Origin of the sequence: Nocardioides sp. J9, from assembly GCF_007829375.1 — a bacterium.
Taxonomy (GTDB): Bacteria; Actinomycetota; Actinomycetes; order Propionibacteriales; family Nocardioidaceae; genus Nocardioides.
The window spans coordinates 1-16,964 of sequence record NZ_VLJQ01000024.1 but is presented as its reverse complement, the minus strand read 5'-3'; the positions used below and the strand labels follow the sequence as shown (position 1 = coordinate 16,964).

The following is a 16,964-nucleotide window of genomic DNA, read 5'->3' as shown; positions in this document are numbered from 1 at the left end:
CCACCGGAATAGCCGGTGGGCTTGTGTCGTTGGGCTCCCGTACACTCGGTGTCGTTGACAACTCAAGAGGGGCTGATCGGTTTCGACTTGGGACGTTAGTTCCAGGGGAAGCGGGTCGAGAAGCCAGCGTCATCTCGTAAACGATCGCTGGAAACCAATAACTGCCAACGCTAAGCGCAGTTCCTTCGCTCTCGCCGCCTGAGCGGTGATCGAAGCGTCTGACCGGGCATCCGTCTCCGTCCCGGATCCAGGCGTCGCCTAGGAGACTTGCTGAGCAGCTGCTGTCAGGGTGGCTGCTCGGGACTCAAACCTGACTGGGCCTGTCGGCGACGTGTCAGTGCGAGCGCCGGGGCCGAGAAAACGCCAGCACTGACTGCACCCGGAGAAGACCTGGATCGACGCTCGAGGACCGGGGTTCGATTCCCCGCAGCTCCACAACAGAGGTCTTCGCAGAATTGGCGAAGATTCTTCGCAGAATTGAACAACCCCGGCGGGTCACCCGCCGGGGTTGTTGTCTGCCTGGTTGCGCTCGCGAAACGGCGTGCGAGAAGCCCTGCGTCGGTAACCTGTGGCTGTCATGAGCACCGGCGACGAAGCACAGCGGCTGGCGGCGGAGCAGCGTGCCCGCGTCCTGATCGACCAGCAGCTCGCTCAGGCTGGCTGGGTTGTGCAGGACCGCCGAGAGCTCAACCTCTTCGCCGCGCAGGGCGTCGCGGTGCGCGAGGTCGTGATGAAGCCCGGACACGGCCGGGTCGACTACCTGCTGTACGTCGACAAGGCGGTGGTCGGGGTCATCGAGGCTAAGCCGCAGGGCACCCCGTTGTCGGGGGTGGAGTGGCAGTCCGCGATGTATGCCGAGGGGCTCCCTGCTGAGATCCGGTTGAAGGCACTGACGACGGCCGGCCGGCTGCCCTTCGTGTTCGAGGCATCCGGTTCGGAAACCCACTTCACCAATGGCTTCGACCCGGAGCCGCGAGCCCGAGTGATCTTCAACTTCCCCCAGCCCGAGACGCTGGCCCGCACCATCCGCGCCGCGCAGGAGGACCCGGAGGACCCGACGTGGCGGGGGAAGGTGCGCAGCCTTCCCGCGCTCGACACCTCTCCGCTCCGTCCCGCCCAGATCACCGCGATCACCGGCGTTGAGCGGAGTCTGGCTGAGCAACGGTTCGACCGCTCGCTCGTCCAGATGGCCACCGGAGCCGGCAAGACCTATACCGCGGTCACTCAGTCCTACCGGTTGCTGAAGTGGGGCGGATTCCACCGCGTCCTGTTCTTGGTGGACCGCAACAACCTTGCCGAGCAGACGCTCGCGGAGTTCCAGAACTACCGCACCCCGGACGACGGGCGGCGGTTCACCGAGCTCTACAACGTTGCCAAGCTCAATCGCGGGGGCATGCCGGACTCCACCAAGGTCGCCATTTCTACGATCCAGCGCGTCTTCAAGGTCCTCAAGAACGAAGTAGTGCCCGAGGACGATGACCCGGGGATCGACGGATTCGTCCCTGACGAGCCGGTCGAGGTCGCCTACAACCCTGAACTCCCGCCCGAGGCGTTCGACCTGGTGATCGTCGATGAGGCGCACCGCAGCATCTATGGCGTGTGGCGCCGGGTCCTGGAGTATTTCGACGCCCACGTCGTCGGCCTCACCGCGACCCCAGGCAAGCAGACCTTCGGGTTCTTCCGCCAGAACCTCGTCTCGGAGTACACCTACCCGCAGTCAGTGGCCGACGGTGTCAACGTCGACTTCGACATCTACCGGATCAAGACCGCGATCAGCGAGCAGGGCTCGATGATCGAGGCCGGCACCATCGTTCCCACGGTCGACCGTCGAACCCGGGAGGAACGTCTCGAGAAGCTCGACGAAGACCTGGAGTACACCGACAAGCAGCTAGACCGGGCGGTCACCGCGAGGTCCCAGATCCGGCTGGTGCTGGAGACGTTCCGCGACCGGCTGTTCAGCGAGATCTTCCCGGGCCGCTCGACGGTGCCGAAGACGCTGATCTTCGCGAAGGACGACGCTCACGCCGAAGAGATCGTCACCACCGTGCGCGAGGTCTTCGGCAAGGGCAACGACTTCGCCGCCAAGATCACCTACAACGCCCGCGACCCCAAGGGCCAGCTCCAGGCGTTCCGCACCAGCCCGACCCTGCGCATCGCCGTGACCGTCGACATGATCGCCACCGGCACCGACGTGAAGCCGCTGGAGTGTGTGTTCTTCATGCGCGACGTCCGCTCGGCGCAGTACTTCGAGCAGATGAAGGGCCGGGGCGCCCGCACCATCGACAAGGCCACCTTCCAGAGCGTCACCCCTGACGCGGAGAACAAGACCCGCTTCGTCCTCGTGGACGCTGTCGGCGTGACCGAGCACGAGTACGTCGAGCCACCACTCAACCGCGAGAAGTCGATCAGCCTCAAGCAACTCCTCGACAAAGCCGCCACCCTCAACCTCACCGAGTCCGAGACCGCCACTCTCGCGTCCCGCCTCTCCGCGTTGGAGGCGCAGCTTGCGCCAGAGGAGCGCGGGGAGCTTGATCGGGTTGCTGGCCAGCCGCTGCGCCAAGTCGTCCGGTCGCTTGTCGACGCCGTCGATCCGGACACCCAAGCCAGGCACGTCGAAGCCGGCGGCGACATCCAGGAGCTGCTCGATCGGGCGATCGAGCCGATCGCTGCCAACCCCGGCCTCCGCACCCGCATCATCGAGCTCCGCCGGGCTCACGACCGGGTCATCGATGAAGTCAGCGTCGACACGCTCGTCGATGCCTACGGCGTTGTCGACACCGACCGCGCCCAGGCCGTCGTCGAGTCGTGGAGGGCCTACCTCGACGAGCACCGCGCCGAGATCACTGCGATCCAGGTCATCCAGGAGTCCAAGGAGCGCCGCATCGCCTTCCCCGACATCCAGGAGCTCGCCGACCGCATCGCCCGACCGCCCTACAACTGGACCCCGGACCTCATCTGGAACGCCTACGTCGCCCTCGGCGCCAAGTACCGGGGGAGCAACGCGACCCGAACCCAGCACTCGCTCACCGACCTCGTCTCGCTGCTGCGCTACACCGTCGGCGTCGATGACGAGCTCGTCCCGTACGCTGACCGAGTTCAGGAGAAGTACGCCGCCTGGTTGGTCCAACAGTCCCAACACGGCGTCACGTTCAGCGACGCAGAGAGGTGGTGGCTCGACCGCATGGTCGCCGTCATCGCTGCCTCCGCCGGGATCACCGCCGATGACCTGGACGAAGCGCCCTTCACCGAACGCGGTGGTATCGACGGAGCGCTCCGCGAACTCGGCGACAGCACTGGGGACCTTCTCGAGGTGCTCAACCGGGAGCTCCCCGCGTGACTTGGAAGCGCGTGCGGCTGAAGGAAGTCGGAACCTGGTACGGCGGTGGAACGCCGTCAAAGTCGGAGCCCAGTTTCTGGACCGGCGGCGACGTGCCGTGGCTATCGCCGAAGGACATGGGACCCGAGGTGCTGAAGTCGACAATCGACCACGTAACCGATGCTGCGGTGACGGGCTCCTCGACAAAGCTGGTGCCAGCTGGGTCAGTCGCGATCGTGACCCGCTCCGGAATCCTCGAACGAACGATGCCAGTTGCGCTGGTTCCGTTTGCGACCACGATGAACCAAGACATGAAGGCTGTCGTGCCACGCGCGGATATTGACGCCCGATGGATCGCATGGGGTCTGCGGGCATACGAACGCGAACTGCTGCGCGAGACACGGAAGGCAGGCACGACCGTCGCATCCATCGAGATGCCGCGCTTCTACGACTTCGAGTTGCCGCTACCTGCACTGGACGAGCAACGCCGCATCGTCGCCATCATCGAAGACCACATCTCCCGCCTCGACGCCGCCGCTGACTACGTCGCTGCTAGCCGCCGACGACTCATCGCCCTCGAGCGCGCCGCCCTCGACAGCCACTTTGGCGGAACGGAAGTTGCGCTCGCCGACTTGACTCGCGGCATCTCTGCGGGCAAGTCCTTCGGGTCAGCCAACGCGCCGGCAAAGGACGGCCAATGGGGAATTATCAAGGTAAGTGCGATGACGTGGGGCGAGTTCGATCCCAGTGAGAACAAGGCCGTCGCGGGAGACCGGATCGATCCGCGCTTCGAGATTCGCGAGGGTGACCTGCTCGTGAGCCGTGCAAACACCGCGGAGTATGTCGGTTCCAGCGTATTGGTCGGACCGGTTCGTCCCAAGTTGCTGCTGAGCGACAAGAGCCTGAGGGTGACGCCCAAAGACGACGTAAGTGCTGAGTGGCTGTGGCGGGCACTCCAGGCGCCGTCCGCTCGTCGCCAGATCACGGCCCTCGCGACCGGGACGAAGGATTCCATGCGGAACATCTCCCAGAGTGCACTCAAGCAGGTTCTCCTTCCGCGAGCGGACGTGGCCATGCAGGCTGACGCCCTGACGGCGTTCGGTGCGATCTCCGACGCAACTGCGACCCTCCGCAACGGGGTGGGCGCGGCCGAGAGCCGACTTGCAGCACTTCGACGTTCGCTTCTTGCGGCGGCGTTCTCGGGCAGGCTGACGGGTGCCCGTGAAACGGTGACCATGTCGGAGGAGTTGCAGCATGTCTGACCTGAAACTGTTCCGCCTCAGCGGTGGCGAGGCTACGGAGCTGGTGAGCGCCTCGGTTGCACTGGAGAAGTCTCTCCAGACGGTCGTCGAGCGCAACATGGAGCCCCTCTTCGGCGTGCGCTTCCTGGCATCTGAGTACTCAACCGGCGTCAAGCACGGGGGCCGTATCGACTCCCTCGGTATCGACGAGAACTCCTCGCCGGTGATCTTCGAGTACAAGCGCGCGGTCAACGAGAACGTCATCAACCAGGGGCTGTTCTACCTGGACTGGTTGCTGGACCATCGAGCCGAGTTCCAGCTGTTGGTGATGAAGCGGCTGGGGGCCGATGAAGCCGACTCGATCGACTGGCGCAACCCACGGTTGATCTGCGTCGCCAGTGGCTTCACCCGCTACGACGAGCATGCCGTCCAGCAGATCAACCGGAGCATCGAGCTTGTCCGCTACCGCGACTTCGGCGGTGAATTGCTGGCGCTCGAGTTGATGACGTCCACGAAGGTTGAGGTCACCAGTCCTGAAGGGGCGCCGACGCCGAAGGGTTCGGTGTCGGCCACTTCGTCCAAGACGGTCACCGAGTACCTGGCCCAATCCCCAGCAGAGTTGCAGGACCTGTACGCGGAGTTGGATGCGTACTGCGAGGGTCTCGGTGACGACGTCACGAAGAAGGCCCTGAAGTTCTACTTCGCCTTTCGCCGGTTGAAGAACTTTGCCTGCGTCGAGGTCCATCCCCAGACCCGGACGTTGCTGGTCTACCTCAAGGTCGATCCCGACAGCCTGGACCTCGAAGACGGCTTCAGCCGCGACGTCCGCAACATTGGCCACTTCGGAACCGGCGATCTCGAACTTCGTATCCAGACCCCCGAGCAGTTGGCGAAGGCGCTGCCGTTGATCCAGAAGAGCTACGAGGCGAGCTGATGTCCGCACCCGATTCCCGGCGGCTGGTCGACAAGCTGTGGTCGTACTGCAACGTTCTTCGGGACGACGGCGTCGGCGTCATCGAGTACACCGAGCAGCTGACCTACCTGCTGTTCCTGAAGATGGCGCATGAGCGGGCGACGCGGAAGTTGAAGCCGCAGCAGATTGTGCCGGAGGAGTATTCCTGGCAGCGGCTCCTGGATGCTGAAGGTACTCAGCTGGAGTTCGAGTACACCCGGATCCTGCAGGGCCTCGCGCAGCAGCCCGGCACGTTGGGCACGATCTTCCGCAAGGCACAGAACCGGATCCAGGACCCGGCCAAGCTCAAGCGGCTCATCGTCGACCTGATCGACCGGGAGCAGTGGTCGGCCTCCGGGACTGACATCAAGGGAGACGCCTACGAGGAGCTGCTCTCCAAGGGGGCGTCGGACAAGGGTTCCGGTGCAGGGCAGTACTTCACCCCGCGGGACCTGATCCAGGCGATCGTCGACGTCATCCAGCCGACCCCGGACGACACGGTCGTGGACCCGGCTTGCGGCACGGGTGGCTTCCTCCTCGTGGCGCACGAGCACGCAGCGAGAGATGCTGAGCACCTCACCCCGACCCAACGCGACAACCTGCGCGACAGGTTCGCGAACGGTTACGAGCTCGTCGACGGCACGGCCCGGCTCGCGGCGATGAACCTGCTCCTGCACGGCATCGGGACCGCAGACGGCGACTCGTTGATCGAGGTCCGCGACGCCCTCATCGCGGATCCTGGCAAGCGCTGGTCGGTGGTGTTGTCGAACCCGCCGTTCGGTCGGAAGTCGTCGTTGACGATGGTGGGTGCTGACGGCCGTGAGGTGCGCGAGGAAACCGAGATCGAGCGCCAGGACTTCGTGGTCACGACGTCCAACAAGCAGCTCAACTTCCTGCAGCACATCATGACCATCTTGGACATCAACGGCCGCGCCGCCGTGGTCCTCCCCGACAACGTGCTGTTCGAGGGCGGCGCCGGCGAGACCCTGCGTCGCAAGCTCCTCGCCGACTTCGACCTCCACACGCTGTTGCGCCTGCCGACAGGCATCTTCTACGCCCAGGGCGTGAAGGCGAACGTGTTGTTCTTTGATAAGAAGCCCGCCTCCGAGGAGCCGTGGACCCGCAAGCTGTGGGTCTACGACCTGCGCACCAACCAGCACTTCACCCTCAAGCAGAACCCCTTGCGGCGTCACCACCTGGATGAGTTCGTCGAGTGCTACCTGCCCGGCAAGGCCCGCGACGAGCGGGTCGAGAGCGGAGAGGACGGACGCTGGAAGTCCTTCACCTACGACGAGCTCATCGCGCGGGACAAGGTCAACCTCGACATCACCTGGCTACGGGATGAGTCGCTGGAGGACATGGACAACCTCCCTGCCCCGGAGGTGATCGCCCGCGAGATCGTGGAGGACCTCACCGCCGCGTTGGCCGAGTTCGAGGCGGTCGCAGCGGCTCTCGAGGAGGCGGCCGGCTCCTCGAGAGCGGAGGACGGCTGAGCAGGGTCCTGCGCGGCGTCGCGTTCGTTCACTGTTGAGTTGTCAAAGGTCGTGAGCGATCAGGCTCAGGCGGCGTCGGGCAGTGCTGTGACGTTCTCTCCGCGGGCGGCGGCCAGGTGGCGCTGGTCGATGTCCGTGGCCTGGTCTTTGGTGAGGTCGACGAATCCCCAGTCGGCGGGGTCGGGCTGCAGGAGCGGGTGGTCTGCGGGTCCGAGGCCGTGGTTCTCGTGCCAGATGCGGAGCTGTTCCTCGTTGTAGATGGCGACCTTGAAGCCGTTGATGAGGTTGGCCATGGCCAGGCCGGGGAGGCGGTTGTGGCCGCGGCGCATGCGCTGTCGGCTGGGGTTTTTCAAGATCCCGAAGGCGCCTTCCACGCTGGAGCGCAGGTTGAACGCGCGTCGCCAGCGGCGGGTGCCGACGTACTCGCGCTGCATGAGTTTGCGCTGGTGGTGGGGGTTGGCGGGGTCGGGGGTGAAGTCCATGGTCTTGTTGGTGCAGCAGGGGCGGGTCTGCCAGTCCTCGGGTGGGGTGATGATCGGCAGGCCGAGTTCTCGGGCGACGGTGACGTTGTCGTTGCCGCGGGCCCAGCAGCCGACGCGGCCGGCCATCGCGGGGCAGATCCACTTGGTCGAGCCGTTGCGGCCCAGCCCGGACTCCTTGCGGTCGAAGGCCCAGGTGGCCTTGAAGTCGTCGACTGCGTCGTAGTGCTCAGCGGTCTCTTCGGCCGCGGAGTTGCCGGGCAGCGGGCGGCGGTCCATGGGGGCGGCGGGGCAGTGCATCCATCCGTAGTGCAGGAGGGCACCGTTAAGGTCCATGACGCCGGCGTTGTTGGATCGCATGGCGAGGATCTGCTCGATGCCGCGCTGAGCCAGTGGGACGGCCCACCGCTCAGCCTTGAGGTTGGTGTAGAGGCTGTCACCGGCGATCCGGGCGATGGGCTGGCGGTCGTGGACCCTGTCGATCAGGCGCAGGGAGGCGGCCACGACGTCCTCGTTGGCGGGGACGACCGCGATGCCTTCGACCAGCAGCGGCTCGGGGCGTGCATCGGGCCGTGGGTCGGGGGTGCGGACGATGGTGTGCTGGTGGAACCCGAAGCCGACTTCCTTCTCGCCGGACTTGCTGGTCTTGTAGCCCCATGCGGCGTCGAGGCAGCGCCGCTGCTCGGGGGTGGGCTTGTCGGGTGCTTCAGTGTCGGCGGAGGTGTTCTCGGCCGTGTCGTCGTTGTCATCGGTCTCGTCGGGGATGTGGATGTCGGCGACTTCGAGGACGTCGGCGTCTTCTTCGCTGGGGCCGTGGTGCTGTCCGGCGGCGAGCTTGTCCTGGGCCTGCTTCTTCTCGCGCTTGGAGCCGATGGTCCACGACCACTGGCCGGTGGCGTCGATGGCGACGCTCTTGGAGGCGCGGGGGATCAGGGTGGTGCCGATGAGCTGGTCGACGGCTGCCTCGACGCGTGCGCGCCGTTGCTCACGTTCGGCGTCGCTGATCCGGTCCGCGACGCTGGGGCCGTAGTCGAGCTCCTTGCGGAGCCGAGTGGTGACGTTGTGGAGGTCGTCGTAGCTGATGCGCTCGTAGCCGTCCTCGGCCCAGATCTCCTTGCGGGGCTTACCCGTTTTGGTCAGTCGCGCCTGCTCGGGGTTCGCGGGCGCCTTGGCGTGGCTGCGGGAGGTGAGCGGGCGCAGGATCCCGAGCTCCCACTGCAGGTCGCGGGGCAGGGCCTCGGTGAGGACGTCGTAGACACCGCGGACAGTGGTCTCGCGGCCGGTGCGGGTGCACAGCGTGACCCCGAGCGCCCACAGGCGGGTGTTGTCCCGGACGCGGCCTCGGCGGCCGGCTCGACCCTTGGGTGGCTCGGGCGCGATGATGTCGAGCAGTCCGCTGTTGTCGAGGATCCACAGGGTGCGTTCGACCATCGGGCGGGTCAGTCGCTGGTTGCTCACTGCTGCTCACCACCCTGGCGGGTCTCCTGCGCGCCGCGGAACTGGGCGCTGGTGGTGGTCAGGCCTTTGTGCTCGACCCAGGGCCCGAGGTGGGGCTGGAGCTCGCTGAGGGTGCGGGCGGACTTCAGGCCGGCGGCCTTGAGGATGACGGCGATCGGGATGGTGTCGGTCATCAGGTCGGCCAGCCAGGTGGCGCGCAGCCGTGCGGGCTCGATGTGGGGGACGTTGTGCAGCGCGGCGCGCTCGGTGGCGCGGGCGGCGGTGTTGCGGCGGTCCTGCTTGCGGCCGATGAGGAGCTGTCCGGGCTGGAGGTTCTCGATGGCCTTGCGCAGGAGTGCCTCGTAGCGGGCACGCAGCACCACGGTGCGAGGGCGGGGGCCCTGGACGTGGATCAGGATGCCGCGTTCGCCGAGGTCCTCGATGTGGTCGGTACGCAGGTCGCGGATGTCGATGCTGTCCAGGCCGGCACCGGCGCCGAGCGCGACCACGATCGCGAGGTCGCGCTGACGGGCCTGGGAGGGCTGCACCTTGCTGGCGCGCAGGATGAGCGCCATCTCGGTGGGGGTGTAGCAGGGCTTGACCGAGCTGTGCCCGACCGGAGTGAGGCGGGGCGGCGCGTCGGGGCCGGGGTTGGCGTTGCGCGCCAGGGCGAGGAGCCGACGGCGCCGCTCGGCGCGGTTGTGGTCGGAGCCCTGAGCCATCCCGACGCGGATGTACTCGTCGATGAACTCGGTGGTCAGCAGCTTCTCGACCTGCAGCGCCACCCCTCGGTCGAGAGCGAAGCAGGCGAGCTGTGCGAGGTGGTTGCAGTACTTGCGGACCAGTTCGGCGCCGGTGTAGTCCGAGGCGGTGATGGCCGCGACCAGGAACGGTCGGACCTGCTCGAGGGTGTCGGGGTCGAGGATTCCTGACTTGTACTCGGCGATCACCGTCGCCAGGTGCTCGGGCAGCTCACGCTGCTTGGGGCGGGCCTCGACTTCGGCGAGGGCCCTGGCCACGGCCGCCTTGCTGGGGCGCTTCTTGCGCTTGATGGTGTCGGTCATCTCCGGTCTCCGTCCTGTGCCGCCACCCCGTCTGTCGGGGTGATCCGAACGGGACGGTGATCGAGGCCCAGAGCTGCGCAATCGCCGCACGAGCTTCCTGCAACTTTTTTTCCGCGGGTATCCCGGAACGCGGCTACAGGGGCAGCCGTAAGCAGGCGCTCCGGCGGTTCCGGCCAGACCTCGCCGACGGCAAAGTCACAGGTCAGCGGTGGTCCAGGCGCCCCACCACGGTCAGAGTGGGTGTCGACCGGGGACGGCTTCTCAGGCGCCGCGGAGCAGGTCGTGGAGCTCGGCGTCCGGGGTGTCGGGGAGATCGGAGACGTAGGTCAGCGCGAGGTCGAGGTCGCGACGAGACAGGTTGTTCTCGGCGATGAGTACTGCGGCGGGCAGGGGCTGGTTGAGCGCCTCGTGGGTCAGGGCCGCGAGCAGGTCCTTCTTGGTCATGTCCCAGCCGTGGCTGCAAGCGAAGTCACGCGCCCGCGCCCAGTCGCTAGCCGGGATGTCAACGCGGGGAGCGCCTGCACCCGGGGTGGTGGCGCGCAGCCGACGGGCCCCGCGCGCCGCATCGACGGCGGCGATGAACGCGATGGCACCGCGGTCAGCGGTGGCGCCGGACCGCTGACGGGCAGCACCTGACCGGTCGGAGGCCGCGGGGGCGGCAGACGGGGTAGCGGAGGACTGAAGCGGAAGTGTGGCGTTCGCTGCGTCCAGGCAGTTCCGCAGCTGGGTGAGGGCGTCGGCGGAGACCATCGAGGCCACCCGGGCGCCGTCCTCGCGGCGCTCGGCACGCCACGGCAGCCCAGCGTGCACGGCCTGCAGGCGACGGAACCGACCCCGCTTGTTGTGCCGCGTCTTCTCGCTCGCAACCAGCGCGGTGTCGTAGGACAAGAACGTGGGCTCGCTCAACGCCTCATCGAGGGTCACCGGCCGGCCACGCTCGACGAGATGCGCGACGATGTCGCCGATCGCCTGGATGTCCTTCTCCACCCGGGTGCGGGTCACAGTCCCGGCACGCAGCACGAGGTCGATCGCAGCATCCGAGACCTTGAGCCATTCCTGCTCGGCGACCTTGGAGGGGCGGTACGCCTCAAGGAAGTCGCGAATCTCGGCCGGCACGTCGTCGCCGCCAGCGGGGGAGGAGTGGGCGTTGTCGGTGGAGTTCTGGTGGATGTCCATGGCACGCACCGTCCGGCGTCTCACGGGATCGGCAACCGCCGCACAGAAATGTTTGCTGGGGTGGGCCGATCCGGCCCACCCCAGCGATGGAGTCACGCAGCGAGCGTCAGGTCAGGCCGCTTGCGGCGGTGCGGTGAACCCGCCATTTGGGGTTGCTTCGTGGGCGGTGATCGCCCGGCACAGGCTGCACGAGGACTCCCGGGACCACGGGTGGTGCAGCGTCTCAGCGTCCTCGACGGCCCAGTCCCCGACGACGGCGTCGAACGCGGCGGGAAACTCGTCGGCCAGGACCTGTTCGACCTGGAGCTGGTGGGTGTAGAGCTCGAAGTGGTCCTCGAGCCCGTGGGAGCGGTACTCCGCAGCCAGCTGGATCAGCCGCCTGCGGGTGTACAGCAGGTTCTCCAGTCGTCGACGCTGCTTGACCTCTGCAGCATCGCTGGCGCCGAGGCGCCGGCGGGAAACGATGTTGTTTGTGTGCATCGCGCCCTCCCGGGCGGTAGGTGCTCACACCGGCCCAATGCCGATGTGTGGCACGGAGCGTCGCGCGCTCGGAACCGACAGTCGGTGCATCTGCGAGAGGCCCAAGCGGTGGGATTGCGCAAGTTCGCAACCTCGCAACGATGTGGAGCGTGGTCCCCTACGCAGCGACGAAGCGGGATTGGGCAGACGCATGAACCTTGACAATTGAATCGGGCGGGGCCCGGCTCCGAGGATCCGATGCGCTCGCGGCATTCATTGCCCGAGAAGCGGCTGTGGTGAAACTCCCCCCGGTCGGCGTCGGTCGACCTACGCTGCCTTCAGTCGCATGAATGGAGAGCGAACGTGGTGGCGCTGCACACGTCTCGACCGAGCAAGCGGGGTGAGAGTGATTTTTTCTCTAAACTCGAGACCCTGTTGGGGGACGGGGCGCATCTGTGGGCTGAGTTGAACTCGCACACTCTGGGCTCCGGCAACGAGTGTGACGTGCTCTTGGCGGACGTGGAGGTCGGGGTTTTCGCCATTGAGGTGAAAGCAATCATCATCGACCAGATCGAGGAAATGGGTACGCAGGCCTGCACGATCGCCTACCCAGATGGCAAGCAGACCAAGCACCCGTTGGACCAAGCGCGGGGCGGCATGAACTCATTGCGCAACTACTTGCTCAAGCGCGCTGAGGGCTCGAAGGAGCGCCATCCGTTGCCTTTCATGTCGCACTGCGTCGCCTTTCCGAAGATCTCCACAACGGAGTTTTCGGAAGCCTTCGCTAGCAGTCGGCAGCTCATGGATCAGGCGGCGGGGTTCTTCATCTTCAGGGATGACCTCGACTCGTCAGCCGCGCTGATCACGAAGCTGCGTACCATCCGAGCCGGGAGGTCGAGCGCATCTCAGCGACAGGTTGATTTCCTCGTCGACAACCTCTCGGTCGACGCGCCAGTCAAGCGTCGGCCACGCAGTTCTACCGCCGACGCTGAACGAGCGCGAGTGGCGATCCAGCGGATCGCTGCAGCATCGACCCGCGTAGGCTCGAATGTCGCGCCGAAGATCGACCTACCTCGAGATCGCGCCTTCCTGGGGGACGACGACCCCAAGGTCGCGATCTTCCAAGGAGCTCCGGGGACAGGGAAGACGTTGGAACTCATGTCGCTAGCCCTGGAGCACGCGAAAGTGGGCAGGCGTGTTCTCTTCACCTGCTACAACCTCGTTCTGGCCAGCTACCTCGAGGGACTCCTTGCGCACGAGGACATCGACGACTCGTTGGCCGCGGAGATTGATGTGATGCCGGTGGGACGTCTGCTGAAGCTGGTTGACCACGACGGCCAGGTGATTGCTCACAGCTACGACACAGTGTGTGTCGATGAGGCGCAGGACTTCTCCGCCCGGGGTTTCGATGGCATTCGGTTGGTAGCGAAGCCCGACGCTCGCTGGTTCCTCGCAGACGGGCCGGGCCAGGAGCTGTTTGGTGACGCAGTCGCTGCTCCTCTGCTCGTGCGGGCACGTGAGCGTGCAGCGGAACTCGGTACGTTGTTCAAGTTGCAGGGCTCGAAGCGCGCAGCCAACGCCTCGCTTCAGATCGCCCGGTCAGTAAGGGACTTGGCCCCCAACGGGGAACGTCTGTCCGCCTGGTACTCACGTCGCGCTATCCAGCGGCGCCCGGCGCAGCAAGCCCTTGCCCTGGACGTTGAGGCGGTCCCGGATCCTGCCGAGCTGATCGACATCCGCTATTGGAGCGACCCGCCCGGCAAGGTGGAGTGCTTTCAGCAAGTATTGGCCGATCTACTGGAGAGGCTGGAACGCGAGAGGCGACCTTACGACCTAGCGGTGCTGGTCTCTCGCACGAAGCGTGAAGCGCTAAACCTTGAAACTGTTCGCCGCGCGTTGGATCTCATGGGAGTCCCGTACCTCGATCAGACCATCGATGCGAATAAGAGCATGGTCTTGCCGGAGAAACACGTGCGCCTGGTGTCGTACTCCTCGGCGCGAGGGATCGAGGCCAGCCGGGTCTTGTTGCTGGATGTCGGGCAGGCGTTTTGGCGGCCGAAGAATAAGTCCGAGGCCGAGGTGAGCCGCACGATGCTTTATGTGGCGTTGACGCGCGGTCGTCTTGGTACGACCGTACTTAGCGCGCCTGTCGACAGGTCTGCGGTGTACTTGCAGTTCCTGCAAGCGTCGGTGGACGAATACGAGCGGCTGATGAATGCTGAAATCGGTCCGTAGGCCGAGTCACCTTCCGCGGCCTGCGGCCACGACCGGCACCTTGGGAGCTGCTCGGCGGATAGGAAACAGGTTGGCCCGACAACCGATCGTGCAGCCGGCCCGACCCAACGGGCGCAGGCCCACTAGTTGGCCGAGGACAGAGCCGCGAGGAGTGCCTCGATGTCACTGTGGGCGTGAGCCAGGAACTCGGCATCGGCGCGATGCCATGGCTACGCATCTCGCTCCGGAAACGCGGTCATGCCGAGCAGCGCGACAGGATGTCCCATGAAGTCCTTGAGTACGTCGCCATCCACCCGCCACGGCCCGGCGACGCCTGCAAGAGACGCCGGCGAATGTCGCTGACTCGGTCGGCATCAGCAATTCCGGACCGCCGATTACTCTCGATCTGCGCGACGGTCCAACGCAACGCAGCGACCTGACGGGCACTGAGGTGTTCGGCGGCGCCCCATACTGGGGAGCGTTCGAGAGTGGTTCGGGGAGTTTGCAGCGCTGCGTCGGTCAGGTCAGCAGGAACGGTCATGGTGTCATGTGTGCCCGGCTTGCTCCGCGGCGCAGTCGGCCGGCGGGTGACACATCTACGGATTAGCGGCGCCCGCGTCCCGGTCGTTCGCCATCCGAGGCAGCTCCGCGTCTTGCGGTTTCTGTGGCGGGGACGGAATTCCGCCACCGGCCGCTCGCCACCAGAGCCGCCCTGTCGACACAAGCCAGCAGGACCAGATCAAGGTGAACGCGACCTTGGTTGCCGATACCGGCTTGTCTGGGTGCACCTGCTCTATAACGGCGATGATCGCGACTCCTGTGACCAATACGAAAGACGAGGTGCCAAGCGCCCACATTCGGTACCGGCGACGAAGTCTCGCTGCACCCGTTAGTTGCGCTGCGTAGAGCGAAGGCACTGGACTCTTGCGGCTCGGGGCGCTCGATGCTGATTCACGAAGAGATCCGGTCAGGTTCCAGACCAGTCCGGCGACGGCAACCATGAGCCCCGAAAGAACGCCGGCCACCGCGTCGGTGACCATCATTTCCCGGACCCACGCGAACGGCGCGACCTCGTGCGGCCTTTGGGCGCGGCTTCCCCCGCCGCTGCTCGGGCCGTATCCACCTGAGCTCGAACGCGTTCGCGGTCATCAAGGCGAACCATGTCGATTGCATCAACGCCGAACCGAGCGCTGAGCGGTGGGAGGGCCGAGCCGTGAACCTCGTAGGTGTTTGTGGCTTCTCGTGACTTAGTGATCGGCACGACAGTTTCGTCACTGTCTGCCAACGCCTGCTTCATCGCGGCCATCGCAGAGGCGTCTCTACAACGGAAGTGGTACAGGTTGTTGGTCGGGTCCTCGGCTTCTTCGGCAAGGGTAAGCGCCCCTGATAGAAGCTGGCGAATGGCATTGTTTCTAGCCACGCTCATGTCAGTGGCGTATCGGGCCTCGGTGCTGGCCAGGAGGGTGGCAGCAGCAGATGGCGTCACGTGAAAGAGGGCGGCGATGACCGACGCAGGAGGAATTTCATCGTTGAACGCGTGCTTGACCATTCCGCGAATGCGTTCGTGCCGCGCTGCGGTCTTAGTCGGGTAATCCCGGGCGCCCAGCAACTCATCAAGGAACATCTGCCCAGCCACCGTGGCTACCGCAGATAGAAAAACGCTGATTTCGCCATCGCTGTCGACGTTGAGGGCGCCGCGCAGTTGCGCTATGGCGTCAGAGGTCACCAGCAACGTCGCCTCAACTGATTTCTCGTCACTCATTCAGAAAGCCCTTCACTTGTATCGGTGGTCAATGTCGAATGCGGAGCGACTGCATGTGCGGACGGGCTCAATCGGTGACCGCCGCGACGAAAGCGGTCAGGTCGGGGTTTAGCGCTGCAGAGGGGCCGAGGCTTAGAGCGACGAGCGTCTCGGCGGCGTCCCACTCCGTCAACGGGTCTCGGTCGCCAGTCGCCCACTCGCGCAAGATCTCGGGAACCACAAGACGGACGGGGCGCCAATCCGCATCTGGTCCGCCGCCGTCGCCTTGGCGAAGGGGCGCGGGCTCGACTCGGTCAATAGCGTCCGCGATGTCGACCATCATTCGGTAGTAGCGGTGGATCCACTGGCGCGCCGTGACGTCGAGTTGTAGCGGCTCGACAGGGTCGGTCACATACAGGCCAGTACGGGCGGTCGTCGCCGTGACCGCGAACCCGTAGCGCGCGGCGACGGGTTGACCTCCTACGGAAGCGACCGCCTTACCCTGCTCCTTGCCGTCGAGAGCTTTCTTCAAGTCTGAACGGAGCACTACGCGGCCCTTTGCTTCAGCAACGAAGAACGAGGAGCCGTCGTCTGTGAGTCCGATGTAATCGGGTCGTTTCGGATTTGCAGGGTCAAACGCCGCCTGGTAACTCGTGCTTGTCTGAGCTAACGACAGGTGAGCCAGCCACCTACAGCCGAGCTTCTCGGCGGCGTATGCCTTGGCGATGGCACCAGCCAGGGCGTAGTTCAGGTGTCCCTTCTCCGTAGGGTCCAGTGCCGCGAAGTGCTTGGTACGACGTAGGAGGTGTACGTCGTAGGGCTCAATGAGCCCGAGGCTGGCCCAAATCCGCCAGTTGCGGTAATCGCGACCCGCTAGAGTAAGCGCGGACGCGTCCAGCGCTGGCGGGCGTCCCGAACTGATAGCCGCCCAAGCTAGCCGGTAGCCAGTTACAGACAAGTCGACCGGTGTCTTGGTCGCGCCGGGCGGCATACTTTTTCCCAATGTCACTGGGATTGTGTACTTCGTTCCGGCCATCGCCCATTTGGGGAGCATCAGTACCACTCTCGCAACCCTACAGACACTGAGGTCCATCGCAATCGAGGGCGACCGGGTCTGCTGGTAAGAGTCCCCAGGAGTGGTGGGCTTTGAGGAACCACGGCGAGGCTGCCTGACGTAGACGGCCATCGGCGGGATCTTCGGTGTGAAACGACCAAGAGACACACTGAAGGAGATCCACCGATGGCCTTGCCCCAGTCTGCCCTGTCCGAGCTGCTCGAGGCATTCCGTGCCGGTGATGGCGTCGATCTGATCCGTGATTCAGTCCGCGTCGCGCTGCAGGAGTTGATCGAGCTCGAAGCGACCGAGCGGATCGGCGCCGCCCCGTATGAGCG

General features: G+C 65.5%; 11 protein-coding genes, 1 other RNA gene and 1 pseudogene. 7 read left to right on the top strand and 6 right to left on the bottom strand.

Translation table 11 applies throughout. The features are described from left to right. The first annotated feature begins 68 nt into the window (after nt 1-68). From ssrA to L615_RS02420, 5 genes are all read left to right on the top strand, one after another. Nucleotides 69-438: a transfer-messenger RNA gene (gene ssrA / locus L615_RS02445) on the top strand. 139 nt (nt 439-577) lie between these two features. Beyond that, nucleotides 578-3,337, top strand: a complete 2,760-nt coding sequence (locus tag L615_RS02440; protein ID WP_186449688.1) for a DEAD/DEAH box helicase family protein — start codon at nt 578-580, stop codon at nt 3,335-3,337. Then, nucleotides 3,334-4,578: a restriction endonuclease subunit S gene (locus L615_RS02430; RefSeq protein ID WP_145724002.1), complete on the top strand. Its 1,245-nt coding sequence runs from the start codon at nt 3,334-3,336 to the stop codon at nt 4,576-4,578. The genes L615_RS02440 and L615_RS02430 overlap by 4 nt, the downstream gene beginning before the upstream one ends. Continuing rightward, nucleotides 4,571-5,491 (top strand): DUF5655 domain-containing protein, encoded by a 921-nt coding sequence (locus L615_RS02425; protein WP_145724001.1) that lies wholly within the window; start codon nt 4,571-4,573, stop codon nt 5,489-5,491. The genes L615_RS02430 and L615_RS02425 overlap by 8 nt, the downstream gene beginning before the upstream one ends. After that, nucleotides 5,491-7,002 carry a class I SAM-dependent DNA methyltransferase gene (locus L615_RS02420; protein ID WP_145724000.1) on the top strand — a complete coding sequence of 504 codons (1,512 nt, stop codon included), beginning with the start codon at nt 5,491-5,493 and terminating at the stop codon, nt 7,000-7,002. Before L615_RS02425 ends, L615_RS02420 begins: the two co-directional genes overlap by 1 nt. Before the next feature lie 65 nt (nt 7,003-7,067). On the opposite strand, the gene L615_RS02415 is transcribed toward L615_RS02420, so the two are convergent. The 4 genes from L615_RS02415 to L615_RS02400 all read right to left on the bottom strand — a co-directional run bounded on the left by L615_RS02415 (nt 7,068) and on the right by L615_RS02400 (nt 11,638). Further along, nucleotides 7,068-8,939, bottom strand: coding sequence for a hypothetical protein (locus tag L615_RS02415; protein WP_145723999.1), 1,872 nt, complete (start codon nt 8,937-8,939; stop codon nt 7,068-7,070). Continuing rightward, on the bottom strand, nt 8,936-9,982 hold the full coding sequence (locus L615_RS02410; protein ID WP_145723998.1) for a hypothetical protein: 1,047 nt from the start codon (nt 9,980-9,982) through the stop codon (nt 8,936-8,938). The genes L615_RS02415 and L615_RS02410 overlap by 4 nt, the downstream gene beginning before the upstream one ends. Before the next feature lie 261 nt (nt 9,983-10,243). After that, entirely contained in the window at nt 10,244-11,158 is a 915-nt protein-coding gene (locus L615_RS02405) for a hypothetical protein (protein ID WP_145723997.1), read from the bottom strand. 111 nt (nt 11,159-11,269) lie between these two features. After that, nucleotides 11,270-11,638: a hypothetical protein gene (locus tag L615_RS02400; protein ID WP_145723996.1), complete on the bottom strand. Its 369-nt coding sequence runs from the start codon at nt 11,636-11,638 to the stop codon at nt 11,270-11,272. Between the two features lie 342 nt (nt 11,639-11,980). On the opposite strand from L615_RS02400, the gene L615_RS02395 reads away from it, so the two are divergent. Next, a complete protein-coding gene (locus L615_RS02395; RefSeq protein WP_145723995.1) occupies nt 11,981-13,852 on the top strand; it encodes a DEAD/DEAH box helicase family protein in 1,872 nt (623 codons plus the stop codon). A gap of 1,018 nt (nt 13,853-14,870) precedes the next feature. Here L615_RS02395 and L615_RS02390 read toward each other — a convergent pair. Together L615_RS02390 and L615_RS02385 are read right to left on the bottom strand one after the other, a co-directional pair. Beyond that, complete coding sequence (locus L615_RS02390; protein WP_145723994.1) at nt 14,871-15,593, bottom strand: hypothetical protein; 723 nt, start codon at nt 15,591-15,593, stop codon at nt 14,871-14,873. Between the two features lie 67 nt (nt 15,594-15,660). Then, entirely contained in the window at nt 15,661-16,635 is a 975-nt protein-coding gene (locus tag L615_RS02385) for a hypothetical protein (protein WP_186449687.1), read from the bottom strand. Between the two features lie 177 nt (nt 16,636-16,812). Between L615_RS02385 and L615_RS02380 the strand changes: the two are divergent. After that, a pseudogene (locus L615_RS02380) lies at nt 16,813-16,964 on the top strand (IS256 family transposase); the annotation flags it as partial.

Bases quoted from the DNA above. Each gene is read 5' to 3' on its own strand.
- L615_RS02440 (WP_186449688.1), top strand. From the start codon at position 578: ATGAGCACCGGCGACGAAGCACAGCGGCTGGCGGCGGAGCAGCGTGCC.
- L615_RS02425 (WP_145724001.1), top strand. From the start codon at position 4,571: ATGTCTGACCTGAAACTGTTCCGCCTCAGCGGTGGCGAGGCTACGGAG.
- L615_RS02420 (WP_145724000.1), top strand. From the start codon at position 5,491: ATGTCCGCACCCGATTCCCGGCGGCTGGTCGACAAGCTGTGGTCGTAC.
- L615_RS02410 (WP_145723998.1), bottom strand. From the start codon at position 9,982: ATGACCGACACCATCAAGCGCAAGAAGCGCCCCAGCAAGGCGGCCGTG.
- L615_RS02405 (WP_145723997.1), bottom strand. From the start codon at position 11,158: ATGGACATCCACCAGAACTCCACCGACAACGCCCACTCCTCCCCCGCT.
- L615_RS02400 (WP_145723996.1), bottom strand. From the start codon at position 11,638: ATGCACACAAACAACATCGTTTCCCGCCGGCGCCTCGGCGCCAGCGAT.
- L615_RS02390 (WP_145723994.1), bottom strand. From the start codon at position 15,593: ATGAGTGACGAGAAATCAGTTGAGGCGACGTTGCTGGTGACCTCTGAC.